Annotated in this window: 27 protein-coding genes; 5 read left to right on the forward strand and 22 right to left on the reverse strand. The window is 42.9% G+C overall.

The annotated features are described in order from the left end of the window. Nucleotides 1–119: 119 nt before the first annotated feature. The 10 genes from KS242_RS09120 to KS242_RS09165 form a co-directional block, all read right to left on the reverse strand. A complete protein-coding gene (locus KS242_RS09120; protein WP_217321079.1) occupies nucleotides 120–323 on the reverse strand; it encodes a DUF6501 family protein in 204 nt (67 codons plus the stop codon). Continuing rightward, nucleotides 323–1,375: an AbrB family transcriptional regulator gene (locus tag KS242_RS09125; RefSeq protein ID WP_217321080.1), complete on the reverse strand. Its 1,053-nt coding sequence runs from the start codon at nucleotides 1,373–1,375 to the stop codon at nucleotides 323–325. The genes KS242_RS09120 and KS242_RS09125 overlap by 1 nt, the downstream gene beginning before the upstream one ends. Before the next feature lie 23 nt (nucleotides 1,376–1,398). Then, the gene (locus KS242_RS09130; RefSeq protein WP_217321081.1) at nucleotides 1,399–2,157 is read right to left on the reverse strand and encodes a TerC family protein; all 759 of its coding nucleotides are present in this window, start codon (nucleotides 2,155–2,157) and stop codon (nucleotides 1,399–1,401) included. 98 nt (nucleotides 2,158–2,255) lie between these two features. Then, on the reverse strand, nucleotides 2,256–3,230 hold the full coding sequence (msrA, locus tag KS242_RS09135) for a peptide-methionine (S)-S-oxide reductase MsrA (protein ID WP_217321082.1): 975 nt from the start codon (nucleotides 3,228–3,230) through the stop codon (nucleotides 2,256–2,258). A 46-nt stretch (nucleotides 3,231–3,276) separates the two neighbouring features. After that, nucleotides 3,277–3,819 carry a YqfQ family protein gene (locus KS242_RS09140; RefSeq protein WP_217321083.1) on the reverse strand — a complete coding sequence of 181 codons (543 nt, stop codon included), beginning with the start codon at nucleotides 3,817–3,819 and terminating at the stop codon, nucleotides 3,277–3,279. 167 nt (nucleotides 3,820–3,986) lie between these two features. Then, nucleotides 3,987–4,235 carry a DUF2584 family protein gene (locus KS242_RS09145; RefSeq protein WP_217321084.1) on the reverse strand — a complete coding sequence of 83 codons (249 nt, stop codon included), beginning with the start codon at nucleotides 4,233–4,235 and terminating at the stop codon, nucleotides 3,987–3,989. Nucleotides 4,236–4,247: 12 nt separating this feature from the next. Beyond that, nucleotides 4,248–7,355 carry an AAA family ATPase gene (locus KS242_RS09150; protein ID WP_217321085.1) on the reverse strand — a complete coding sequence of 1,036 codons (3,108 nt, stop codon included), beginning with the start codon at nucleotides 7,353–7,355 and terminating at the stop codon, nucleotides 4,248–4,250. 1 nt (nucleotide 7,356) lies between these two features. Then, on the reverse strand, nucleotides 7,357–8,511 hold the full coding sequence (locus KS242_RS09155) for an exonuclease SbcCD subunit D (protein ID WP_217321086.1): 1,155 nt from the start codon (nucleotides 8,509–8,511) through the stop codon (nucleotides 7,357–7,359). A 71-nt stretch (nucleotides 8,512–8,582) separates the two neighbouring features. After that, nucleotides 8,583–9,320 carry a YqcI/YcgG family protein gene (locus KS242_RS09160; RefSeq protein WP_217321087.1) on the reverse strand — a complete coding sequence of 246 codons (738 nt, stop codon included), beginning with the start codon at nucleotides 9,318–9,320 and terminating at the stop codon, nucleotides 8,583–8,585. A 73-nt stretch (nucleotides 9,321–9,393) separates the two neighbouring features. Continuing rightward, on the reverse strand, nucleotides 9,394–9,612 hold the full coding sequence (locus KS242_RS09165; protein WP_217321088.1) for a WYL domain-containing protein: 219 nt from the start codon (nucleotides 9,610–9,612) through the stop codon (nucleotides 9,394–9,396). Between the two features lie 114 nt (nucleotides 9,613–9,726). On the opposite strand from KS242_RS09165, the gene KS242_RS09170 reads away from it, so the two are divergent. Further along, entirely contained in the window at nucleotides 9,727–10,059 is a 333-nt protein-coding gene (locus KS242_RS09170) for a YolD-like family protein (RefSeq protein ID WP_217321089.1), read from the forward strand. 43 nt (nucleotides 10,060–10,102) lie between these two features. Here KS242_RS09170 and KS242_RS09175 read toward each other — a convergent pair whose 3' ends face one another. The 9 genes from KS242_RS09175 to KS242_RS09215 form a co-directional block, all read right to left on the reverse strand. Continuing rightward, a complete protein-coding gene (locus tag KS242_RS09175; protein ID WP_254391671.1) occupies nucleotides 10,103–11,494 on the reverse strand; it encodes an L-cystine transporter in 1,392 nt (463 codons plus the stop codon). Between the two features lie 187 nt (nucleotides 11,495–11,681). Beyond that, on the reverse strand, nucleotides 11,682–13,517 hold the full coding sequence (locus tag KS242_RS09180; RefSeq protein WP_217321090.1) for an LTA synthase family protein: 1,836 nt from the start codon (nucleotides 13,515–13,517) through the stop codon (nucleotides 11,682–11,684). Continuing rightward, complete coding sequence (locus KS242_RS09185) at nucleotides 13,514–15,118, reverse strand: aminotransferase class V-fold PLP-dependent enzyme (RefSeq protein ID WP_217321091.1); 1,605 nt, start codon at nucleotides 15,116–15,118, stop codon at nucleotides 13,514–13,516. Before KS242_RS09185 ends, KS242_RS09180 begins: the two co-directional genes overlap by 4 nt. A 6-nt stretch (nucleotides 15,119–15,124) precedes the next feature. Beyond that, on the reverse strand, nucleotides 15,125–15,721 hold the full coding sequence (plsY, locus tag KS242_RS09190; protein ID WP_217321092.1) for a glycerol-3-phosphate 1-O-acyltransferase PlsY: 597 nt from the start codon (nucleotides 15,719–15,721) through the stop codon (nucleotides 15,125–15,127). 389 nt (nucleotides 15,722–16,110) lie between these two features. Beyond that, nucleotides 16,111–16,326 (reverse strand): YozE family protein, encoded by a 216-nt coding sequence (locus KS242_RS09195; RefSeq protein ID WP_217321093.1) that lies wholly within the window; start codon nucleotides 16,324–16,326, stop codon nucleotides 16,111–16,113. A gap of 108 nt (nucleotides 16,327–16,434) precedes the next feature. Beyond that, nucleotides 16,435–16,929 carry a dihydrofolate reductase gene (locus tag KS242_RS09200; RefSeq protein ID WP_217321094.1) on the reverse strand — a complete coding sequence of 165 codons (495 nt, stop codon included), beginning with the start codon at nucleotides 16,927–16,929 and terminating at the stop codon, nucleotides 16,435–16,437. Nucleotides 16,930–16,940: 11 nt separating this feature from the next. Next, complete coding sequence (locus tag KS242_RS09205) at nucleotides 16,941–17,897, reverse strand: thymidylate synthase (protein ID WP_217324113.1); 957 nt, start codon at nucleotides 17,895–17,897, stop codon at nucleotides 16,941–16,943. 17 nt (nucleotides 17,898–17,914) lie between these two features. Continuing rightward, on the reverse strand, nucleotides 17,915–18,529 hold the full coding sequence (locus KS242_RS09210) for an HD domain-containing protein (RefSeq protein WP_254391672.1): 615 nt from the start codon (nucleotides 18,527–18,529) through the stop codon (nucleotides 17,915–17,917). 19 nt (nucleotides 18,530–18,548) lie between these two features. Next, nucleotides 18,549–19,397, reverse strand: coding sequence for a DUF72 domain-containing protein (locus KS242_RS09215; RefSeq protein ID WP_217321095.1), 849 nt, complete (start codon nucleotides 19,395–19,397; stop codon nucleotides 18,549–18,551). Nucleotides 19,398–19,774: 377 nt separating this feature from the next. On the opposite strand from KS242_RS09215, the gene KS242_RS09220 reads away from it, so the two are divergent. The 3 genes from KS242_RS09220 (at nucleotide 19,775) to KS242_RS09230 (ending at nucleotide 21,191) form a co-directional block, all read left to right on the forward strand. Then, nucleotides 19,775–19,975 (forward strand): cold-shock protein, encoded by a 201-nt coding sequence (locus KS242_RS09220; RefSeq protein ID WP_077309081.1) that lies wholly within the window; start codon nucleotides 19,775–19,777, stop codon nucleotides 19,973–19,975. A gap of 127 nt (nucleotides 19,976–20,102) precedes the next feature. Continuing rightward, on the forward strand, nucleotides 20,103–20,786 hold the full coding sequence (locus KS242_RS09225; protein ID WP_217321096.1) for a queuosine precursor transporter: 684 nt from the start codon (nucleotides 20,103–20,105) through the stop codon (nucleotides 20,784–20,786). Between the two features lie 12 nt (nucleotides 20,787–20,798). Next, nucleotides 20,799–21,191: a ribonuclease HI family protein gene (locus tag KS242_RS09230; protein WP_217321097.1), complete on the forward strand. Its 393-nt coding sequence runs from the start codon at nucleotides 20,799–20,801 to the stop codon at nucleotides 21,189–21,191. On the opposite strand, the gene KS242_RS09235 is transcribed toward KS242_RS09230, so the two are convergent. Beyond that, complete coding sequence (locus KS242_RS09235) at nucleotides 21,185–21,469, reverse strand: DUF6123 family protein (RefSeq protein WP_217321098.1); 285 nt, start codon at nucleotides 21,467–21,469, stop codon at nucleotides 21,185–21,187. The two genes, KS242_RS09230 and KS242_RS09235, sit on opposite strands and share 7 nt — an antisense overlap. 194 nt (nucleotides 21,470–21,663) lie before the next feature. Here KS242_RS09235 and KS242_RS09240 point away from each other — a divergent pair, with 194 nt between their 5' ends. Further along, nucleotides 21,664–22,203, forward strand: a complete 540-nt coding sequence (locus KS242_RS09240) for a hypothetical protein (protein WP_217321099.1) — start codon at nucleotides 21,664–21,666, stop codon at nucleotides 22,201–22,203. Between the two features lie 34 nt (nucleotides 22,204–22,237). Here KS242_RS09240 and KS242_RS09245 read toward each other — a convergent pair whose 3' ends face one another. Beyond that, nucleotides 22,238–23,728, reverse strand: coding sequence for a carboxypeptidase M32 (locus tag KS242_RS09245; RefSeq protein ID WP_217321100.1), 1,491 nt, complete (start codon nucleotides 23,726–23,728; stop codon nucleotides 22,238–22,240). Between the two features lie 18 nt (nucleotides 23,729–23,746). Further along, nucleotides 23,747–24,880, reverse strand: coding sequence for a THUMP domain-containing class I SAM-dependent RNA methyltransferase (locus KS242_RS09250; protein ID WP_217324115.1), 1,134 nt, complete (start codon nucleotides 24,878–24,880; stop codon nucleotides 23,747–23,749). Nucleotides 24,881–24,937: the final 57 nt, after the last annotated feature.

A 24,937-nucleotide genomic window follows, 5' to 3' on the forward strand; every position in this document is an offset into this window, starting at 1 on the left:
CCTTCTTAATATCCTTAGCCTTATTATCGGTTAAGCGCTAGACAATTACAAGTACAGGAAAAAACAAGCCTACAAAAAAGGCTAACCTCTACTAGGTTAGCCTTTTTACTGTAAAATTATTACACTTCTTTAAAATAATCTTTGCGAAATGCACCTATACGATTTGTATTATCAATGATAAAGATGAATTCCTCTGTCTCATTTTTTACGTCGTAAATCTTACCGGGTGTAAGCGTTGTGTTTACAACATATTTTTTCGCGTCTGTGTGAACACATTCCACTTGTTTAATCGTTTCGTTATCTTGCCAATGTTTGTGTATCATTATAACTCTTCCTTTCGATGGTGTTTCTCAAGTCTAGGCAGCGTCCACTGCAGCAGCAGCGGCAAAACAAGCACGACCAACAATAGCCGTATCGTCTGCAGCGAACTGACAATAGACGGATCGCCGCCGGTCGTCTGAGCGGTAAGCGCCATTTCCACTAATCCGCCTGGCGCCATACTAAGAATAGATGTCGCCATATTCAGTGAGGTGGTCAAGCTGAACAGATAACCAAGGCCAAACGAGAGCAGAATTAACAGCAAAGACAGCCCTGTATAATACAAACAAAGTCTGCCAGCTTTTTTTAAATCCCGTATAGAAATAGAATGACCTAAATATACGCCAATTGTCAACTGTGCCAGAACAAAAAATAAATGCGGAAACTGATAAAGCTGCATGCCGCTTACTTGGAGAACTGCGGTAAGCAGCATTGGCACAATGACTAAGGATGACGGAATGAATTTGCCTGTAAGCCGGGCAAGTATGTACATGAGAACATAAAGTACAATTGTCCACCAAGCACCTTGCTCTGTTTGCGGAAGCTGTATCGCTGATTGAACAGTGCTGTCCAGAAAGAAATGCGTTGCGGCAAACGGGATAATAAACAAAATGCTGACCAGCCGGATCGTTTGGAAGATGGTAACCAGGCCAGTATTGGCTTTCATTGATTCACTTAATGCAGTAACAGCAGAAAGACCCCCAGGTATACTGCCGAGCATGCTTGTTTTCATATCTACTTTCACCCATTTGCTGACCAGATAAGCATTCACCATACAAATGCCAATCAGAAGCAAAGTCAGCAATGTGTAATTTAATAAATACGGCTGCACATTATGAAACGTGTGCACCGTAAACGTATTACCTATTTGAATTCCAAGCAGCCAATAACTTCCCTTACGCAGCTGCTGGGATGCTGCTGTTTTTGTATTCCAAATGATTTTAGATAACAGCAGCGCGGTTACAGGTCCAAGAATCCACGGAAGCGGCAAATGCAGCGCAAGAAAGAGGCCGCCTCCGATAAGAGCAATTGCATAAGACTGTAAAATAGGTCGCATGTGACCAGTACTGCTCACTCAGATCATGACCTTTCGCTTTTCGGTTTGTAGAACCAGCCGCTAACTGCGATAATTGCCATCACGATCCAGAACGTTGCGTTCCATCCTGTTGAATCAGGGAAATGCTCTGGAATGAGCTTAAGCGCTGGATGTGCAAGCGTATGAACAGCCAATTTAATCGCGACCCAACCGATGATTAAATACGCTGCGGCCTCTAGTCCTGGACGCTTGTCCAAGATTTTCACGATATAAGAAGCAGCAATTCGGATCAAGATCAATCCAATCATACCTCCGGCAAGTACAACGAGGAACTGACCGCCATCCATTCCGCCGATATGCGGAAGCGGGGTAGCCGATAAAGATGCAGCAAGTGCAACGGCCGTTAAGATGGAGTCTACAGCAAACGCGATATCTGCTAGTTCCACTTTCAAAACGGTCATCCAGAAACCGGAGCTCTTTTTACTGAACGGGCTTTCAGCATCCTCTTCCCCGCCATTCTTTTTCAATTTAACAAGGTTCGATATTGATATATATAGTAGATAAAGAGCGCCTAATGCTTGAATCTGCCAGATGTTCACCAGGTAGCTGACAAAGAACAAGGAAGCGAATCGGAAAATGAATGCCCCGCCTAAACCGTACAATAAAGCCCTTTTCTGTTTTTCCTCTGGTAAGTGTTTTACGATAAGCGCCATCACAAGCGCGTTGTCGGCTGCAAGTAATCCTTCCAATCCAATCAAGACTAGTAAGATCCAGCCATATTCAAGCCATAACGAAGAATCCATTGTTTTATGCTCCTTGTCCAAAACAATGCTCTTGTTCCTTAAACAAGCGAACAAGAGCAAAGCCAGTTGCTATAATTATTTAAATCTAAATCTAAATCTTACTTAAAGAGATATAAATATTCTCCATATCCTTCTTTTTCCATATCACGCACTGGAATAAACTTCATTGCAGCAGAGTTCATGCAGTAACGCAAACCGCCAGTTGCTTGCGGTCCGTCTTCGAAAACATGTCCAAGATGCGAATCACTTTCTGCTGACCGGACCTCTGTTCTTACCATACCATGTGTAAGATCCATGTTTTCCTTCACTTCATACGAATCGATTGGCTTCGTAAAGCTTGGCCATCCGCACCCAGCATCATATTGATCCTTTGAGGAGAATAACGCCTTACCAGAAACAACATCCACATAAATGCCTTCATTCGTATTGTTCCAATATTCATTTTCGAAAGGTCTTTCCGTCCCATTCTCTTGGGTTACGTGATACTGAATTGGTGTGAGGATTTCTTTTAATTTTGCTTTATCTTTTTTCGGACCCCAATACTGCTTGATAAAGTCCTCACGACCTGACCCACGCTTGTACATTTTGTAGTGAAACTTGTTTTTCTTGTAATAATCTTGATGTTTCTCCTCAGCAGGATAAAACGGCTTGGCAGGCAGGATCGGCGTCACGATATCTTTTTGGAACCGTCCGCTCTCCTGCAGCTTCGCTTTGGATGCTTCTGCCACTTGCCGCTGCTGTTCATCATGGTAAAAGATTGCTGTCTCATAAGATTGGCCGCGGTCATGAAATTGTCCGCCTGCATCTGTAGGATCGATCTGCTGCCAAAATGTCTCTACCAGTTTTTCATAAGGAAAAACATCTGAATCAAACGTAATTTGGACAGCCTCGACGTGTCCGGTCGTATTCGAGCAAACTTCTTCGTATGTGGGATTCGGTTTGTCGCCGCCTGTATATCCGGAGACTACAGCCTCAATACCAGGACGTTCTGTGAATGGTTCTACCATGCACCAGAAACAGCCTCCTGCAAAGGTTGCGTGTTGTAATGCCACTAAAAATCCCTCCTTTATCATATGCTCTATATTTTCCTCTTTTGGAGAAAAAAATCAAGTACCACGCTTATATATACAATTTCGGAAGGGAAGCGCCGGTACTTTTTTTCGTTTCTTTCTTTACAGAGGCTGTATTGGTATCCAGTTCTGATTCCTTTTTATCGGTGAGCGAACTCGGAGACATACTTTCTTCCGTTTTACCCTCTGCTGCTTTTTCCGCTGCCTTTTCTTCCTCTTCGTCAAAGTCGATATCTTTTAACGCCTTCATCATCTTCAGCATCGAGGGCAGATTCTTCACCATTGGTCCATATTCTTGAACCATAGGCATAAAAGATTCGGCTGCTTTAAGAGCGCTTTGCGTATGATTTACCATGTCAAGTAACGATATACCGCTTGAAGTACTGGTGCTTGCCGGCAGGGCGGCTCTTGCTGCTGTCTGCGTCTTAGCACCTCCTCCGCGATTTAAAACCTTCTGCAAAAGACCAGCTACACCGCCATTCGTGCGCGGCGCCTGCTGTACAGCTATTTGTCTGGAAGGAAACGGATTCCGGCGCACAGGGGTAAAACCCTGCCCGCTGCGGACTGGAGGGCCGAATGGATTTCTTGCCATGTTATACCTCTTCTCGCGTCAATATTTATACCAGTGTACGCTAGAAAGAAGTATTCTGTTCCAGTCTATTCAGCAGAAAGGCAAGATATTTCCCTTTCGATGAACTATTTCCCGGGCAAGCGCAGTATTCCCCAATGTAAAATCTTAAAACATAGTAGAAAATGTCATCAATTGACGCTTGATAACGAAATTAGCTGATACGTACAAAAAGTTTGCTGCTCTTTTAGCGTTAATTCGACAATGATAGCTGTACCGATCTCATCTGTCTCTTTCGTACGGGTAATTTCGATTGGCTGGTGCAGCGGAAATAGATGATAACCTTGCAGCTGAAGCTGAAATATATTTTCTTTACTGTCAATGCGTTTTTCTTTGCCTTCTGTACGCAGAATGGTTTCAAAATTGATAGGTGTTCCCATCGTGTCTCCTCCTTATTGGAAAATAAATTTTGCTGCTGATCCAGTTGGGGAACTATCAATCTGCAGCTTTGCATGAATCTCTTCCTTCAATTGCGGCACATGGGAAATAATACCGAGCACCCGATTGCTGGCTTGCAGTCCCTTCAAGCTATCAATCGCCTGTTCCAGCGATACTTCATCCAATGTACCAAAACCTTCATCAATAAATAATGTTTCCAGTTCAACGCCGCCTGCGTGTGCCTGGACGACATCCGACATCCCGAGTGCCAAGGAAAGAGCTGCTTTAAACCCTTCGCCGCCGGATAATGTCTTAACTGGCCGCTCCTGACCGGTATGATGATCGATCACTTCTAAGTCCAATCCACTTTGTGCTCCGCGTTTGGCTATTTGACCGCTCCGCTTCAGCTGGTAGCGATGATCTGTCATTTCTTCTAATCGGATATTTGCTTGGAGAATGATTTCATCTAAGAAACTTGTTAGCACATAACGCTCAAACGATAGACGAAGACTGTTGTCTCCTTTAGCTAGATTGGCCAATTCCCCAATATCATAATAGCGAATCTTTTGATCAGCTGCTTCTTCTTGAAGTGCTAGTAATGAATTCTTAATAAGATTATGCTGTGAAACATAGCTTCTTGCGGCATTTAGTTTCGTATTATTCGCTTCAAAAACTTGCTCTGCTTCTGTTACGTTTTGCTCATAAACAGTGAGGTTCGGTCTCTCACGCTGATCTGTCTGCGTTTGCAATTCAGCAATTCTTTCGCTGAGACTGCGGCGCTGTTGATCATAGCGCTCTAATTCCTCTTGCAGTGTCCGCATATCTCTATCTGTTCCTTTAGCTGTTAGAAATGCTTCTGTGTTTGCAAACCCCGCATCTTCAAGCTTCGCAAGATATTCTTTTTCTTGCTGACGATATGTTTGTTCCAAATCAGATGTGAATTTTGCAGTCGATTCCAAAGCAGCCGCAATTTGTTCTCTGCTTTTGGATATCTCTTCATAATTATGCTGCAGTGCTTCCCATTCGCTTATCGCTGTTTGGAGTGCAGTTTCTGCTTGTTTAATGGAAAGCTCCCAATCTGACGGATCCGGAAGTACGTCTGGCAGCTGCTTCCGCTGTAAACGAACTTCTGCTTCCATGTGATGGCAGGATTCCTCAAGACTCCGAATCGTAGTTTGCAGCTCTTCAGCAGTTTTTTCTTCTTGTTCAAACGTTTGTTTAATCTGCACGAGTGTCTGTTTTAACTGATCGATATGCTTGCGCTCTTTTTGCTTTTGCTGTAATGAGCTAGCAATCTTTTCTTTATGTTTGTGCGTCTCTTCTGTCAGTTCATCTATTTTTGACTGATCGTAAGCCGAGTCACCTAAAACACTCTGAGCCAATTCGTCGGTAACTTGCCGGATTGCCTGCCCATTGGATTTAGCTTCTACATAATGTTTCTGTACATCATCATATGCACGCTGGGCGTTTTCAAGTAATGCTCTTTTTTGTTTTAACAGTTCAAAAGACTGAACATGCACAGACGTATGTGCAGGAGAGGGATGCTCGGTAGCACCGCAGACCGGACATGGCTCGCCATCTGTCAGCTGCTGTGCCAAATGAGCGGCATGGTGAGCTGCTTGTGCTTCTTCCATCTCCTTAATTTCCTGGCGCAGCTGCTGCACATTTTTTTCCTGTTCCTGCAATCGCTGTACGGCCTGCTGGTAACTTGTACGCATCTCTTGCAGCTGACGGAAAGCATCTTTTAAGCGAGCTATTTCTGTCAGCTGCTGCTCCATCTTTTCTAGCTCACGCTGCTCTTCGTAATATGCCTGTATAATTGCTGATTCTCGGCTTATATCTTTTTCTAGTGCAAGCTGTTTATTTTTCCGTTCCGTCTGTGCATCTTTTAGTTTATTGATTTGCTGCTGTTTTTCTTCCAGCTTCTTTTGGATGCTGTTCAATTCTTGCTTGCGCAACTCATATGTTTGCAATTGTTCCAGCTGCTGCTTTTGAAGCTGAAGCTGCTCTTGCTGTTTTTGCCGTTGAGGCTCTAGTTCCTTTGCTTTCATGTATGAAGACTTGGTTGTTTCGAACTGTTTCTCTAACTGATCTTTCTTTGTTTTTGTCTCATGTTGCTGCCTTACTTGGCGCTGCCATTCATCTTTGCGGGCGGCCAGCTGCTGTTCGTAAGGCACAAGCCGGCTGGCGCGTTCCATCTCTTGAAGACGTACTTGCTTTTGTTTCATTTCCGGCTGCTTTTGCTGGAGCTGTTGATCTTGTTTTAAAGCTTGTTCCAGATGATCAAATGTAGCAAGCAGCTGTTTTGCTTCATAAAGCTGTTTTTGTCGTTCCTGCCAAATTTGTTTATGATTAATCAGCTCTTTTTCACTGTTGGTGACAGAAAGGTCCATTGCATCCAGTTCAAGCTGCAGTTTTTTCATGACATCAGGGACGCTGTCTGTTTCAGACGGCTCCTGTGAGCGCCATTCAATTTTGCTGATTTGCTGCTGTTCTTTCCATTCGGTTTGCTGCAAACTCTCTTTTAATTGCTTGGCTTCGTCCTTCAGCGTTTCTGTCATGCGTTCGTAAAAATACGTCCGGAAAATCCGCTGGAGAATTTCTTCTCTATCTTTGCTGTTTTCTGAGATAAGCTTCCGAAATTCCCCTTGCGGAATCATAATCATTTTACGAAATTGCTCATAATCAAGTCCGATTTTTTCTTCAATAACTTCATTGACTTCTTTGATTCGAGATGTAATAAGAGACTTTTCTCCGTCTTTCCATTCGTAAAATTCTGCTCTTGCCGGATCATCGGTAAATCCTTCGCCGCGTTCTTTCTTCTTTTGCTGTTTCGGGTAACGTATTACTTCATATTCGGTTCCGCGCAAGGAGAAACAATAGCGTACTTCCGTAATCTCGCCTGGCGCAGCGAAATGACTGCGAAGAGAATCCTGATCCCGGTCACTGCCGCTTGCCCGTCCATAAAGACTGTAACAAATTGCATCAAAGATAGTTGTCTTTCCGGCGCCCGTCGGTCCAGTAATTAAAAAGATAGATTCAGCCCCGAGCTCCCTAAAATCTATAGTCTGCGGCTTGTGGTATGGTCCGAATGCGGTCATTTGCAGGGTAATAGCACGCACATTATCCCCTCCTTTCTTCCTCAACTAGACGCTGAATGATTGTTTCCATTTGCGTTTGGCGATGCTCCGGTATAGCTTCACCTTTCATCTCCTCATAAAATGCAGCAAACAGCTGCAAGTGGGACATGCGCTGTTTTTCTTTGATTTCCTTTATATCAGACATGGAGCTAGCGCCGCTTTTTGCTTTTCGCTCCAATCGAAGGATGTTCGGGTAAAGCTTGCGCAGCTTGCCCATCGGGTCCAGCAGCTGTCCGTCATCAAGCAAACGAATATGCAAATAATCTGTTTTGCTACCGCCGGAGACTCCCTCCATCAACTCATCAAAATAGCCCTCGACTATGCGCATATCTCGTTTTGGCTCAAGGTCAATTTTCTCAAATGATTGAAATCCTGCTTCATCCAACTCAATGATGGTCACTGATTTCTTATGATTTGCTTCTGAAAAGGAGTACTTCAGCGGTGAACCGCTGTAGCGAATATGATCACTCGTAATTCGCTGCGCTTGGTGCAAGTGCCCAAAAGCAGCATACGTGAAAGGTTCAAACAGTGATGCATCCACATATGGGCTTCCTCCAATCATGGAAAGCCGCTCCTCAGAGTCAGATTCCATGCCTCCTGCCAGAAAAGCGTGTCCAACAAAAACATGACGTTCTGCCATATTGTTGTTGTCTGTTATATAAGACACAATGCGTTCCATCGCACGCTGATGGGTAGTAATTGTGTCGTCTTTAAAAAAGGTCCGAACATCAGCTGGTTCGGTATATGGAATCAAATGAAAATGGACTGGTCCATACGCATCTTGCAAGGTCACTGGTTCGAGTCCTTCTCGCAGTTTTGTTTCAATATATAGGTTGCTTGCTTTAAACAGCTGACTGCCAAAATCAAGGCGATCAGGACTGTCATGGTTACCGCTGATTGACAATACCGGGATCTCCTTTTCGCCAATCAGCCAGTTCCACGTATTATTTAAGAGCTCGACCGCATCACGCGGCGGAATTGCTCGGTCATATAAGTCTCCAGCCACAATAACTGCGTCAGGCTGTTCTTTTTCTATGACTAGTTTGATCTGCTCTAAGATTAGCGCTTGATCGTCTGTCATATGTACGCTGTTGACAATCTTGCCCAAATGCCAATCAGCGGTATGCAATAGTTTCATACGAATTCCTCCTGCTATTATTCTAGCATGATTTGTTTAAGGGTGGTATGGGAAGAACCGCCAGGAAATTGCTAGTTCTGCTTTCTTCGGTGGAACGGACATTGTGCAGGTGAGGAATTGTCATCATGGAGGAAGTATTGTTTCCATTCCAGATTGTCTTTGTTACCGTAAGCATTCAAATCAGGATGAACATCGTTGGAATCATACGCGCGTATCCGTTGCCGAATTTTATTCTTTATCGCTGCTGCAGGCTTCGGCTTTGATTGAAACTCCTCCAACACCCATCTAGGTGTGATTGCTAGCATCATACACGGAAAGTTCCGGCTCTTTTTCACTATATGAGACGGTGTAGCGCAGTACATAAAATACTTTTCTTCTCCAAAGCAATACTCCCAAAGTATCTCTTTAGGATCTTCAGGAATTTGGTCAGGCCAGTCATTTGTATCATAGGCAGTCGCCTTGCTTAGCAGCTCCCAGAAGATTTGGAAATAAGCCGGAACATCCAACTGAAGCGCTTGCTGTTTTGCTGTATCAAAAAACACAATCAGGGAAGTATAAGAACCTAACTCTCTTGCACTCTTTCCATATGCCTCTAATAAACCGGCCAATTGTTTGGCCGCATCTTCTGTTGTTGGATCATCAGCAAAGCCATAGCGGAATTGGTCAAGCGCATGGCCTGCAGTTGCTGGAATACAAGGAAACTTACTTTCTTGATCAGATAGTTTGCTATGAAAGCTCTGGAGCATATCTTGCTGCCATAAGGTTAGCTCGTGATAGTCAGAATTGTGGATATCAAACAAGGTGGTCATCGCACGTTCTCCTTTTATCTGGTTATATCCCTAGTACAATATTCAGGAAGAAGTGCGGAGGTGATTATAGCTGTTAAGAAGAAATGCGCCACGAGGTTGTTTGTGGCTGCATGGCGAGAATCTGATCCAGTCGAAATGTGCGCTGCTGTTTTCGCAAATAACAATAACCAGTAACAGATGTTTCTGTTATACGATCTATCTGTATACGGCGTTTGGTTACCGATCCATCTTTTGCCATATAAATCATTATCACTTGCTGCTTCAAAAATTTTGCCACTGCGCTTTGTTTCATTTTAGATCCCTGCTTTCTGCTTATTATTTACTTGTATTATATACGAACAAATGTTCTTTGTCACTTGAAAAAGGAACACGCGTTCGTATATAATGAGAACAGGAGGAATGATGTATGGTGCATGATCGAGGAAAAATAAAATGGACATCCTTAATGCTGCCGGAGCATGTAGAGATGCTGCAGCAAATGGGGCGTGAAATTGGCATTGAAAAGGCGCCACTTTTAGATGAACAGCAACTGGAAGAGCTGGAACAAAAAGTCCGGCTGATTCAAATAGGAACAACAAAAGCACGTATTAGTTATAGCAGCGGCAGCAACGTAAATAAAGTCTCAGGTATTGTGACCGGGTTGAAACCAGCTGAACAATATCTGCTTCTTGATACGGCAGACCGTTTGTATCCTGTTCGTATTCCGTTTAATCAGCTAATCGATATCTCATTTCATTAAAAAATACCGCTCCCGGCTGGGAACGGCATATCAAAAAGTCAGTTTATACTGCAGTACTTTCAGAGGAAACATCATCTGAACGATATTTTTTTGTATCCAATTCTCCTAGAGAACGGCTTGTTACCAGGCCGGATACCATGGATCCGCTCACATTTACCGCTGTACGGCCCATATCTATAAGTGGCTCAATCGATATCAATACACCTGCTAAAGCTACTGGCAAGTTCATCGTGGAGAGAACAATTAAAGAAGCAAATGTTGCGCCCCCACCAACACCAGCTACACCGAACGAACTAATCATGACGACAAGTATGAGTGTGAAAAGGAAAGACGGCGACAAGGGATTAATACCTTGTGAAGGTGCAATCATGACAGCCAGCATAGCTGGATAAATGCCAGCGCAGCCATTCTGCCCAATTGTAATACCAAACGAAGCAGAGAAGTTCGCAATAGACTCTGGAACGCCCAGCTTATTCCGTTGTGCATCAACATTTAATGGTAACGTTCCTGCACTGGTGCGTGAAGTGAAGGCAAATGCCAGAACAGGCATAACTTTTTTCACATATTGTTTTGGACTAAGTCCCATAACAGTCAAAATAAGCAAATGAACCAGGAACATGGCAATCAGCGCCACATAAGAAGCAATAACAAACTTACCTAGTGTTGCGATGGCATTAAAATCACTTCCTGCAACTGTTCTGGCCATTAAAGCAAGTATCCCGTAGGGTGTAAGTCGTAATACGAGTGTTACAATACGCATCACAATACTGTGCAAGGACTCCACCGTTTTCTGGAAAAAATCAGCTTGTTCAGGATGTTTTCTTCTTACTCCCAAGTAAGCGACCCCAACAAATGCTGCAAAGATGACCACTGCTATTGTAGATGTTGGCCGAGCTCCAGTTAAGTCCTGGAATGGATTAGTTGGGAGGAACTCCAATATTTTCTGCGGCACTGTTGTACTCTGTACATCAGTTAAACGCTCTTCTAATTCCTGCCCCCTCGCTTCCTCGGCAGCACTTGTATTAACATCAATCGCTTTCAGGTCAAATCCGACAGCGGATGCAACACCGATAGCAGCTGCAATAGCTGTTGTTAAAAGCAATGTTCCAATTACCAGCCCGCTGATTTTACCCAGATTGGCGGACTTCTTCAATCTCGTAAACGCTGCAACGATAGAAATGAAGACAAGCGGCATAACAATCATTTGCAGAAGTTTAACATATCCGCTTCCCACAATTCCAAACCAATCGTTTGTCTGAGTAATCGTGTCGGAGGCAGGCTGATAGATTAATTGCAGAGCAACTCCAAATACTATCCCAAGCCCTAATCCGGTCAATACGCGTTTTGAAAAGGAAACATGTTTCTTTTGCATCCAATAGAGTACAAAAAGCAATCCTAATAAAACAACAATATTAATAGCTGTAAATAAGTCCAAACCAAATTCTCCTCTCCAAAATCAATAATCCCTATCAGTTAAGTATGAATTGAACCTTTTTTACAATAGCATGTTGGAAAGATTATGTAAATATTTTTTATTTACAAAAGATGCTCCTGCATGCAGCAGTAGCAGAATCTGCATACAAGCAAAAAGTGTCCAGCCTTGGCAGGGCTGGACACACACATCATTTGGCAAAGCGCAGCAGATCACCATTCAAAATGGCATCTGAGTAATACAATTCTTTATTCCGTTTCTCAAAAAATGGAGCGCAGAGGCTCATATCCGTTTTTTCAGATGTCGCTCTGTCGTAACAAAGCTGACTTGTGTAGATTACATCCTCTGTAATAAAATCACCATCTCGCAATACAACGAAAGAATTACGATCATCTGCCAGCAGATCTTGTCCAAAATGAGGATATGCATTTGTATCAATGCCTAACAGGTGCAAGATTGTTGGCTGAATATCAATTTGACCGGCAGGATGATGAATGGCCTTTCCTTCCTCACCAGGCACGTGAATAATCAATGGCACCCGCTGTAAATCAAGTTTCTCCGGTGTGGAAAGTTCCTCATCAAGGTAAGTTTCAATGCCGTCATAATAACTTTCGGAAATCCCATAATGATCTCCAATCAAAACTACAACAGAGTCTTCATACAAGCCGGCTTTTTTCAGGTCTTCAAAAAAATTCTTGAGCATTTCATCTTGATAACGGACAGTCTGGAAATAACGATCCACTACATCAACACCTGTATCTGCATCATCCAGCATAATATCCTCATCATCCAAGATAAAAGGAAAGTGGTTTGTCAGCAGCAGGAACTTACTGTAAAACGGTTCTTTTAAACTTTTTAAGTAAGGCATGGATTGTTCCAGGAATGCGCCATCTTTGATACCGTAGTTCACACTGTTTGCTTCCGTTACATCATAAGAATTCATTGAGAAAAAATCGTTGTAGCCAAATGCATCGTATGCTTCTTCGCGATTCCAGAAACTTGCGACATTTCCATGGAAAGAAGCACTATGATAACCAGACTTGGCTAGTATTTCAGGCATGGATACGTATTCGTTATCCGGACGGCGTACATAAACAGATCCGCTCGATAACGGATAAAAGGACTGATCAAACATAAATTCAGCATCAGACGTTTTTCCTTGGGCAGTTTGATGATACACATTATCGAAATAAAAACTGTCCTTAATTAAGTTGTTTAAGAAGGGGGTAATCTCCTCATCCTTTACTTTTCGTCCCATCACAAACTGCTGTGTTGATTCCAGATTCACAAGAATGACATTCTTTCCTTTTGCAACACCAAAATAATCAGACTGAATATCCTTGTTGGTGCGCTCCAGGTAAGCAGCAGCTTTCTCATAATCTTTCTTTGACGCAAATTCACTGCTGAGCTCAGCGCGAACAGTTTGGTAGATATCATATCCGTGGTAATAAACCGGACCTAGCTCACTTACCTTAGCAGTACGGTTAAAGCTGCCATCATGCTGATCTCCAGCGCCAATTTGACTAATGCCGATGTTAAGTCCAATAAGCAGGATAATAGCACTAGTAAAAACTCCTTTTCTCTTCCAGGTCAAACGCACCGGTTTCGGCCGTTTGACCAGCCACCAGATTAGCAGAAAAACGGTATCCGCAAACAACACCAAATCTAGCGGGTCCATCAATTCTACTGTACTCTGGCTAAGACCGCCGACGTTCTGGAATTGGAATAGGATAGGCAATGTCACAAAGTCGATGTAAAAGCGAAAATACAGTAAGTTACCGTAGAGAACGCCTGTCAGGATTATATGCAGAATTAATAGTGAGCCGGCTCGCAGTTTACGAGCAAAAACGTATAACAGCAGCACGAGCACTGCGACAGACGACAAACTTGAAAAAAACAACTGTATATAATCAAACGGTTCATATAATGGCAAGTCGAAATAGATAATACTTATTAGATACATCTTACATAACAGAAGGACCGCTCCAACCGAGCAGTAACCTTTGACAGTGGACAAAAATCTCATTGGGTGATAGTTTCCTTCTTTCCGATCAGGCTGGCAAGTTCCTCCGTGACACGAACCAGATCCTTCTCTTCATGATGCCCCATAACAGCTAACTGCACCCAATTGTTTTCAATCAAGTAGCTGCTATTGCAGCTGATCAGGAATCCTTTCTCCGCAAGTATGCGTCCAACCGTTTCGGACCGGCATTCCTTAGGAAGGGTGATTGTCAGTATACCTGGAGCACGGCATGTGTTGTCTGCCAAAATGGAAATTCCCTTTTGATTGCAAAGGCTGACAAGTTTATCTGTCAACAAGCTAACTTGCTTTATAATATTCTTTTTTTCCCATTGATTGATTGCTACAGTTAGTGCCGCGAGCTGATTAGAAGAATGTGTAAATGGTGTACTTTCATATTCATGGTAAAGACCAAGATCCAGATAACGCGGAATGCTGTTTGCGATTTTGATTTCATGATGATAGAAAACGAATGCTAACCCCGCGTAAGAAGCCAATCCTTTGCCGCTTCCAGCGGTTGCTAAAAAGACATCGCTCAAATCAATGGGCATATTACCAAGGGAGCTGCAGCAATCCAGGATAAGCTTGCTGTCTATATGCTTGGTGATTCGCTTCAGCTTATCCAAGTCCTGCAGCACACCAGTTGACGTTTCTGCATGTACAGCCCAGATCCATCCAACACGATGCTTCTTTGCTTCTGCTAAAATGTGCTGATAATCAAATGCTTGTCCCCAAGGTATCTCCAAGGTAGTGAAAGATAGTCCTGCCCGCTGTGCGTGATCTGTCAGTCGCAAACCAAATTCACCATTCACGAGGATAAGTCCGTGCTGTTTTAGAAGGGAAAGCTGAGCTGCTGCAGCATCATTTCCAAGTGTGCCCGATCCCAGCATAATTTGCACCTGTGAAGAATGTGTCAGTTTTTTAAGTTTGTCACGCAGCTGATGAAGCTGATCAATAAAAACAGGCGCGCGATGCGACCGTGCAGTCTGACCCATCGCCTGCTTTACTTCGTCGGCCATAGGAACAGGTCCCGGCAGAAAGCTAACAGGTTCTTGCTTCGAAAGTATTCGCTGAAAAGCCCGAGCTTTACGCTGGAACAATTTTTCCGTCACGTACATCGGCTGGAACTGCGCATCTCCATTTCCAGTCAAACTACCAAACGGAACGAATCCCATATGCCGGTAGAGCTTTTGCTGCCGCATAACACCGGAAATAACAGCCATGTCAAAGCCATTATCTAGACAATAGTTAATCAAAGCCTCAGCAAGGCGGAAGAAAACAAAGCTGTTCCGATAAGCTTTTTCAACAGCAAGCAGCCGAATTTCACATTTGGCTTTATGCGGAGGAAGAAGATCATCAAGGTTATCTAATTTCTGATCAAGTGAAAAAGGTCTATTCGAACGAAAAGCAATCATAGCAACGACCACTTGTCCGTCAAGCCCAATAATATATGTATTTTCTTCATTAAAGCGATCGATTCGGCTGCGTCCCTCATTCTCTTCATGCTGAGGAATTTCTTCTGTAAACGTACGATAATTCAGAGCGTGTATTTGTTCGAATTCCCATGTTTCTGTTGCGATTTTATACTGTAATTGTGTCGAATTCATTGTAAGTCACCTTTCGTTACGTAATAGCAAATAACTCCAGGCAGCTCTCACATGTGTGTGATGTGCTGCTAGGACAAGGACAGTCACTACAACGTAAACTGCGAATGTAAGTACGCCCAACCGTAAAAGCGGGAGCAGTGCAGCTGTAATCACGTAAGCGAGCAATCCTGAGGCACTAAATCTTCTTAAGAAAAGATAGATACATAGAAATACGGCAATTAAGAGAAAGGTTGCTTGATAAGAAAAGATTACAAGTGCTCCAAGTGACACAGCAATTCCTTTACCGCCGCGAAAACGAAGCTGAATCGGGAAAATATGCCCTAATACGGCCGCAACAGCACATAGACCTGCGATAACTTCTGTTCCACCGCTCCAATGGACAAGCAGCACAGCAAGCATGCCTTTAGCTAAATCAAATATAAGAACGAGCAGAAAGCCTTTCTTCCCCATTGATCTTCCGGCATTTGTCGCGCCTGCATTACCGCTTCCAGTCGTTCGTATATCAATTCCTTGCTTCCATTTCACAAGATAATAAGCTCCATTCAAGGAACCTAGAATATATGCTAGAACAATCCACCACCATGCAAACATTTCGCCTTCCATAAACTGACACCACCTTGCGTAGTTCCATAGTATAAATAAACAAGTAAACTTTCAATGATATTTGACAAAATTTTACCTAAATTAGGATATAAAAAACGAGCCTGCGACAATACAAGATTAATTTATCCTAAAACCCAATGATTAAAAATCTACGCTTCTTCATGCAGCCTTCTGGGATGCTGTCTCTAGCTTGAAGTAGACACCGACAAGAAGATTGCTTCTTATTTTCGAGGATTCTGCGTACACTGCTTACAGGAGTGAAGGCTTCCCTTAACACAACTCCGCTTCGTTTCCAATGCAAAAAATCCAAACAACGCTGCTGTTCATTGCAGTGTTGTTTGGATTTTTATAAAGCTTAAATAGTAATTTCCCAGCTTCCTATCATTCTCTTATTCCGACGATTCATAAGTGCTCCACAGACGGTCGAATACCTGTAAAGATCCGTGAAACGGACTGTTCCACTCTAGGTATTCGCTAATCTCATCATAAGAAGAACTGTGCTTTGGGAAGTTATGTTCACCGAACATCCAGTCAGCAAGACGGCTCTCATCGGTCGGTTTCTTTCGTCCGCGATGCGTCATCATATAATGATAAAAAGATCGCATTTATTCACCTTCTTTCTTGAACTTGCTCTTGTTCCTCCAAACGGGATAATAAATTGTCAGTACGATTAGAAGAAAGAAACAAGCAGGCGGCAATAGCACGTAAAGCATTCAGCGCTTCACTCGGTCATACTTGATGAAATAATAATCATATGGATTGCGTTCGTCCTTCTCGCCTTTTTCCCGCCCTGTTTCCTGCCAGTCTTCCATTGAAATAGCAGGAAAGAAAGTATCTGCCGGGAAAGATTCATCTATATACGTCATATAAATACGGTCTGCTATTTTTACTGTTTGCGCAAAAATATCGCTTCCGCCGATAACGAATATCTCTTGATTTGGATGCTTGTCCGCTAACGATTCTATTTCCTTTGTATCATGCAAGACAATCACTTGACCAGCCTCGAAATTATCATCTCTCGTCAGTACAACATTCGTTCGGTTAGGCAGCGCACCATTCATCGAATCCAGCGTTTTTCTTCCCATTACAATAATCTGATTTGTTGTTTTCTCCTTAAAGAAGCGCAAATCTCTGGGAAGGCGCCACGGCAAGTCGTTGTTATATCCAATACCGCGATTTTGATCCATTGCAAATAATAAAGAAATCATTGTATTCCTCCTCAGACTGCGACTGGCGCTTTAATAGCTGGATGCGGTTCATAGCCGACGATTTCCAAGTCTTCCATAGCAGCATCGAATACCGAACGGAAACTGTCTTTAATTTTCAGAGTTGGCAATTGTTTAGGTGTGCGGCTAAGCTGTGTTTCCACTTGCTCCAAGTGATTTGTATACAAGTGTGCATCTCCGATTGTGTGAATAAATTCTCCAACTTCCAAACCGCATTCTTTCGCAATTAAATGCGTCAGCAAACTATAGCTGGCAATATTGAACGGGATGCCAAGGAAGATATCGCCGCTCCGCTGGTACAGCTGGCAAGATAATTTATTATCCGCAACATAAAATTGGAACATCGTATGGCATGGCGGTAATGCCATTGTCGGCACATCTTCTGGATTCCATGCGGAAACAATCAATCTTCGTGAATCTGGATTTTTCTTGATCATTTCAATTATGTCTTGCAATTGATCGATTGTCTCGCCTTTGGTTGTCTGCCAGCCTCTCCACTGCTTTCCATATACATCGCCCAGATGACCAAACTTTTCACTAAAGTCATCATCAGTCAAAATGAGCTGCTTAAACTTATTCATTTCTGTATCATAAGCCGCGCGGAAAGAATCATCCTGCAATGATCTGCGTCCGAAATCTGTCATGTCAGGTCCATCGTACGCCTCACTTTCGACCCAGTTCTTAAACGCCCATTCATTCCAGATATTATTGTTATGTTCCAGCAAGTAACGAATGTTTGTGTCTCCTTTTAAGAACCAAAGCAGTTCACTTGCAATAAGGCGGAAAGGCACACGTTTTGTCGTCAAGAGCGGAAAACCTTGGTTCAAATCAAAACGCATTTGATAACCGAATACGGAGACCGTACCGGTTCCTGTACGATCTTCTTTTTTTGTACCGTTATTTAAGACATATCTGCATAAATCCAGATAAGTTTGTTCAGAGGTTGTCATCAACTATCACATTCCTTTTATCGTATATCGTCACACGGCATGTCCCATTCCTCAAAAAACTGATTTAGGAAACTTTCCATGAAAGCATGTCTTTTCTTGGCCATCTGGTTAGCTGTGTCCGTATGTAACGTTTCTTTCAATTTTAATAGTTTATCATAAAAATGCTGAATGCTCGACTGCTTGGGATCATTCGGCCAATGAATAAGCCGGCTGGCAGCACCGCCAAAAGCGAATGTCCGTGCAATTCCGATTGCACCAATAGCATCCAAACGGTCGGCATCTTGAATGATTTTTCCTTCCAGCGTTTCTGGTATACGCCCCTTGCTGTATGATATATCCTTGCATACTTGGAAAATCTCTCGTATCGTGCTTTCTTCCAATTCAATTCTTCGCAGAAATGCTTGCGCCTCAGCAATGGCATCTGCCGGCTGATCAAACAGTTTATGATCTCCAATATCATGCATCCAGCCAATAGCTTCCGTTAGAAACGGGTCCGCACCTTCTTTAAATGCTATCTTACGGCCCATTTTTGCCACCCGTTTCATATGGTAAAAGTCATGTCCCGTTGCATCTTCTCGAAAGATAGTATGCGCATAGCGCTCCATCTCTTCCAATTGTTTTTCCTGTTCCACTAGTCAACATCCTTCCTAATCAAAATAAATGAAGCTGTTCTGGCGGGGGATCTGGCAGCTTTTGACCGAGCAGCTGCATCATTTCTTTCGCATTATCACTCGCATCGCCTCCGGAATTGTTATTGAATAGCAGAACAACGCGTTTACAGGACTGCTCGAGTCTGGAAGCTGCAGCTTGCCATTCTTTCAATTCCGCTTCATTATAACGATACAAAAAGCGAACTTTCCGCCAGTCTTCCCTTCCGTGCTGGTTCCAGCCATGGACATTTCGTCCGTGAAATCGCACGAGTGTCATTTCTTTGTTCGTAGCTATCGGAACAGCTGGAACAGAACCACTTCCCGCTTGCGGTTCATCACAGACAGTATGGATGAAATCCAACTCCTGCAAAAGGTGCAGCGTTTGCGTTCGATAGGCTTCTGTATACCAAGATTGATGCCGAAATTCAATGGCGACCGGCAGCCCTTTTGTCAACGACCGAATATAGCGAAGCCGATCGATACTAGCCTTCTCGACCTTAAACCAAGGCGGAAATTGAAAAAGAATAGCGGCCAGTTTGTCTGCTTCAATGACCGGCTGAATAGAGGAGTGAAAAGCTTCAAATAAACGTGCAGCTTCTGCTCGCGTCATCTTTTTCCTGCTCTGTCCCGTCATATCTTGATGCGCTTTTATAATGAAAGAGAAATCCGCCGGCGTTTCGGCTGTCCATTTTTCGTAGTTGCTCATCGGCTGAATGGCATAGAAGGATGCGTCTATTTCTACCACATCAAAATGCGTGCTGTATGTTTTTAACTTCTGCTGTCGCTCTTTTGCCTCTGTATATAACTTGTCATGATCGCCCCAGCCTGTCACACCGACTTGAATCGCCATAACTTTCCTCCTTTCGACCTTCGTTAATTTCTTTTATTGTAATAGAATCGCAGAATCCCTTCAACGATGAGGATTCCTGGCAGAAAATAAGGAGAAGATGTCGCAATATTTGAGTAATAAGCAATCTCGCAGACTATTTTCCTTGATGGGAAAGCGGTTACTTTCCCATCGCATCTGTGTTTTTCCCTACTTGACGCATTTTTCAAAATAAGCTATATTGGTGGCAAGCAAACAAGATGAGCGGAATTAGAACGTCGGCAGCTTGTTAGAAGAGCTCATGTATTCCGCCCTTCTAACAAACTGCCTTTTTCATTTCTTGCACGTCTTTTTGTAATTTTATACGTTTTCTGTGAAACGTCTTTAGGAGGATAAGGAATATGCCAAACGGAATTGTCAAGTGGTTTAACGCTGAAAAAGGTTACGGATTCATTCAAGTTGAGGACGGTAACGATGTGTTTGTACATTACTCCGCCATCCAGGAAGAAGGCTTTAAAAACCTTGAAGAAGGTCAGGAAGTATCCTTTGAAGTAATCGAAGGAGACAGAGGCCCCCAAGCAGCTAACGTAGTAAAACTATAATATTGTACATAAGCGGCAATCCATAGGGTTGCCGCTTTTCTTTATAATACTGTCGAATGTTGCATCGGCTTAGAAAAAAGCGTATACTCTTCCATTGTCTAAGTAATTTTAACTAGGAGGAGCAGCATTGAACAACGAAATATTATGGATTGTATTTGCAGTTATAAATTTTATTCTGCTGTTAGTCATGTATCGTTTGTTCGGACGACTTGGATTGTTCGTATGGGTCGGGATGGCGACAGTTGTGGCAAATATACAGGTAACGAAAACCATTGAACTATTCGGTTTAACAGCAACGATGGGTAACATTATGTTCGGGACAATCTTTTTAGCGTCTGATATACTGAATGAAAACTATGGCAAGAAAGCAGCCAGAAAAGTAGTTGGACTCGGGTTCGCTAGTTTGATCACGATGACGCTGATTATGCAAGGTGTGCTTTTGTTTGACCCAGCAGAGAGCGACTTTGCCCAAGGATCCCTCAGCACCATATTTGGTTTTATTCCCCGCATTACACTTGGAAGCTTGCTTGCATTTGGAATTAGTCAATATTTAGATGTATGGCTCTATGCGCTCATTAAGCGTCTGCTTCCAGATGACAAATACTTGTGGGTGCGGAATAACGGCAGTACGATGTTCAGTCAGCTGATAGATACACTTGTCTTTTGTACGATTGCATTTGCAGGCGTATATGAATGGTCTGTGTGGATTGAGATATTCATTTCGACTTATGTATTAAAATTCATTGTCAGCATTATCTCCACGCCGTTTTTATACGGAGCAAAGCGTATGTCTCGTAAAATAGAAGATTAGGAGGAATGGGTATTGATCGAGGTATATACCGACGGTGCTACCAGCGGTAATCCAGGGTTAAGCGGTGCTGGTATTGTCATCGTCTATGAAGGTATGCGCAAGACGTACAGCGTTCCGCTTGGCATGATGACGAATCATCAAGCGGAGTTCTGGGCTATCATCAAAGCGCTGGAAATTTGCCAGAACGATCATCCCGAGGCGATTATCTCCTTGCGCTCTGATTCTCAGGCAGCTGTACAGGCCATTGATAAGGAGCATACAAAAAACAAGGATTTTCAGCCCCTTTTAGAGCAAATCCTACAGTTAAGCAGTGGTTTCCCCTATTTCTTCATTAAATGGATACCAGAGAAACAGAACAAAGCAGCAGATCAGCTTGCACGGGAAGCAATCCGGCAGCTTCAATGAGATTGAAGATGTAATCCTTTATTAGCAAGCAGTTCTTCTGCTTGTTTTTTTGTTTGTACATTGTCTTCCTTCATTAAATCCAATACACTCAGATAGAAACTGCCATCAAACGCGTGTTGAAACCGCAGCGTTACCTGGACAGCAAAAATAACTTTCCAATCAGATGCATTAGCAAAGTTTTTGCCAAAGTAAATAAATTGAATGTCTTCATCTGTTAATTTAAAACCCTTCGCCCATAAATCATCCAGAAAACAGGCCAAACTTTGTTTATTCACCATGCGCAAAAAAGCTCCTTTATTAGAAAATCCGCCTCTTATTATAGCATTCTTGTTACCTGTTTCAATAGAATAGCGAAAATTCCTGTTTATCATATTTATTAGATTATTCAGATTTGACTAACTTTTCTCATAAGTATTTACAATTCAAAAATTTGGCATTAAACTAAAAAAGCTATACGAAAGGGGATGTTAGTTTGAGAAAGTTAATGTATTTGTTTGCATCAATGGCTATCGTAGCTATCCTTGCAACAGGTTGTGCCAGCGCTGATTCAGAAAGTAAATCAGACAGCGGATCTGATACGACAGAAAAGACGGAAACAACAGATACTAAAAAAGAATTGCTTCAAACACAAATGGATTTTACAGCTGATTTCAGCACTTATTATGCGCCTATTTCAGCTTACCAGGCTGCTGCAGCTGACGAAGCTACCACAGAAGCTGCATTAAACACAGCGGCAGAATCTGCAAAGAAAGCCGCTGATGAAGGAGCAGCTAAACTGGCTGATTACAAGTTGGAAAGCAACCTTTCTGACGAACAAAAAGAAACGTATACAACTTCACTTGACTCTTTGAAATCTTATTTTGAGGAAATCAGCAAAAGTATCGATGCTTCAGCAGCGGAGCCAAACTTCGACGCAGCTCAGAAACACTTCGATACATTCCAGTCTGACCTAGAAGGTATCTATAAAGAAGCTGACTTGAACGTACCAGACATGGCACAGGCATTAAGCTAAAAAAACGATGCAGATTCTCTGCATCGTTTTTTTATTATAGTTGATAGATCTTGCTGTATTTTTCCGTCAAGTAAGTGACAAGATAATCTGCGTTCAATCCTTCGCCTGTAACATCTTGCAGCAATTCCAAGGGTTTCTTCGCTTTTCCGTATTGATGAATTTGCTCTGTAAGCCATTGTTTAATCGGTGCAAAGTCTCCTGCTTCTATTAAGCTGTCTGTATCCAGAGATTCTCGCATTTTTTTATTAAATTGCGCTGCATACATATAGCCTAAAGCGTAGGATGGGAAATAGCCGAAATCACCGCCGGACCAGTGGATATCCTGCAGAACGCCTTGTGCATCACTTTCCGGTACTATGCCAAGATACTCTTTCATCTTCTTATTCCATATCTCTGGAAGCTCTGCAACCGTAATTTCATCTTTAAACAAAGCTTTTTCTAATTCATAGCGAATCATGATGTGCAGCGCATAAGTCAATTCGTCTGCTTCTATGCGAATGTAAGAAGCTTTAACTTCATTAACCGCCTGATAGAAAGCAGCAAAATCGATTTCCTGCAGAGATGCAGGAGCGTATGTCTTAAATTCCTCGAAATGCCCTTTCCAAAATGCTTCACTTCTCGCAACGAAATTCTCCCAGAATAAAGACTGTGATTCATGGATTCCCATGCTCGTGCCTCCAGCTAACGGTGTAGCTGCTAATTTATCACTGATATTTTGTTCATACAGTGCATGCCCGCCTTCATGAATGGTACCAAACACAGCCATTCGGAAGTCTTCTTCATCATATCGCGTTGTAATTCGGACATCATTAGAATTCAGCGTAATTTCGAAAGGATGAATCGTGTCATCCAGTCGCCCCGCATCAAAGTCATATCCCATTTTTTTCAAGACAGCCACGGTAAATGCTTTTTGCTGCTCCTTGGAGAAGTGTGTTTCCAGCACGCTCACATCCGGCTTCACAGGTGATTGTTTAATCTGCTCCAGCAATTGTGTCAGTGATTTTCTCAGCGCTGGGAATACCTCATCAAGCTTCTTCATTGTAATACCTGGCTCATAAAGATCTAAAAGCACATCATAAGCATGCTGATTAGGGTTCCAGTACGAAGCGAATTTCTTTTTGTAGGCAACGAGTTCTTCCAAATAAGGCTGAAGCAAGCTAAAGTCGCCTTTTTCTCTCGCCTCTCCCCACACAGATTCCGCTTTTGATTGCAGCATAATATAGGCTTTATGCTCGGCTTCAGGGATTTTCTTATTACGGTCGTATTCTTTTTCGCTTTCTGCCAAAGATTTCACTAAAATATCATCCGTTGCACTTGGCTTCAGTTCATCAATCAGTTCTTTCAGTCTGTCAGATGTAGACAGGCGGTGTGCTTGCTGCGATAAATAACCAATCGCTTCAGCCCGCTGTTCCATACCGGCTTTAGGTGCCTTCGTACGCAAATCCCAATGCATAAGGGCTATTGCTTCTTCGTAGGCTTTCTGTTCCTGTATTAAGTCCCAATATTGCTGTGTTGCATCTGACATACTATCCGCTCCCCTTTTTCAGATATGTTTACCAAAATACTGATAATAGTCGGTCTTAATAAAACCGTTGAATAGCTTGCGTTTTTTCGTCGCTTGTTTTCCGTAACATGATTCGAAGCCTTCATGTGATGTCAGGATATAACCGCTCCAAGTAGGGTTTTCCTGCATGATACCGCCAAGCTGCCGATATGCTTTTTCTACCTCAGGACGATCTCCGAGTCGTTCACCATACGGCGGGTTGGTAATCATATAGCCATTATGAAGCCTAGGATTCCAATCGGATACTTGCATCTGTTTCCAATCAATCAATTCGCCAAGGCCAGATTCCATGCTGTTCTGTTTCGCAATATCAATCATTTTATGATCAATATCGGATCCTGAGATATGCAGTTCCTGATCGTAGTTCGCCAAGTCTTCTGCTTCTTCTAACGCTTTTTCCCAAATGTCAGATTTAATCCAGTGCCAGTTTTCCGCATCAAATTCGCGGTTGAACCCTGGTGCGATATTTTGACCAATTAAAGCAGCTTCAATGGCAATCGTACCACTGCCGCAAAACGGGTCATGCAATGGAAATTCCGGGCGCCAATTTGTCAAGAGCACCAATGATGCAGCTAATGTTTCTTTGATTGGCGCCTCGCCTTGTCCGACACGATAGCCGCGTTTATGCAAGCCAGTACCGCTCGTATCCAATGTCAAACTTACTGTATCTTTCAAAATGGCAACTTCAATACGGTGACGAGGACCTAATTCGTCAAGCCAGGATGCAATACCGTATTTTTTCTTTAACCGTTCAACGACAGCTTTCTTCACAATACGCTGGCAGTCAGGAACGCTGTATAGCGTGGACTTGACGCTTTTTCCGATAACTGGGAACTCGCCATTTTCTTGTATATACGTCTCCCAAGGTAAATCCTTTGTTTGTTCAAAAAGTTCATCAAAAGTAGTTGCTTTAAACTCTCCGACAAGCACTTTAATTCGGTCAGCTGTCCGAAGCCATAAATTACAGCGTGCAATAGCCGACGGATCTGCCTGGAACAGCACTCTTCCGTTGTCTACTGTTACGTCTTGATAGCCCAGCTGCTTCACTTCACGTGCTACAACAGATTCTAAGCCCATTGCAGCTGTTGCAATCAGGGTCACTTGCCTGTTCATCATGTAAAACCTCGCTTTTATGTATTAAAAAGCCCTCTCTAGCTGAAACCAGTTAGA

It is taken from the genome of Terribacillus sp. DMT04 (assembly GCF_019056395.1).
Taxonomy (GTDB): Bacteria; Bacillota; Bacilli; order Bacillales; family Amphibacillaceae; genus Terribacillus; species Terribacillus aidingensis_A.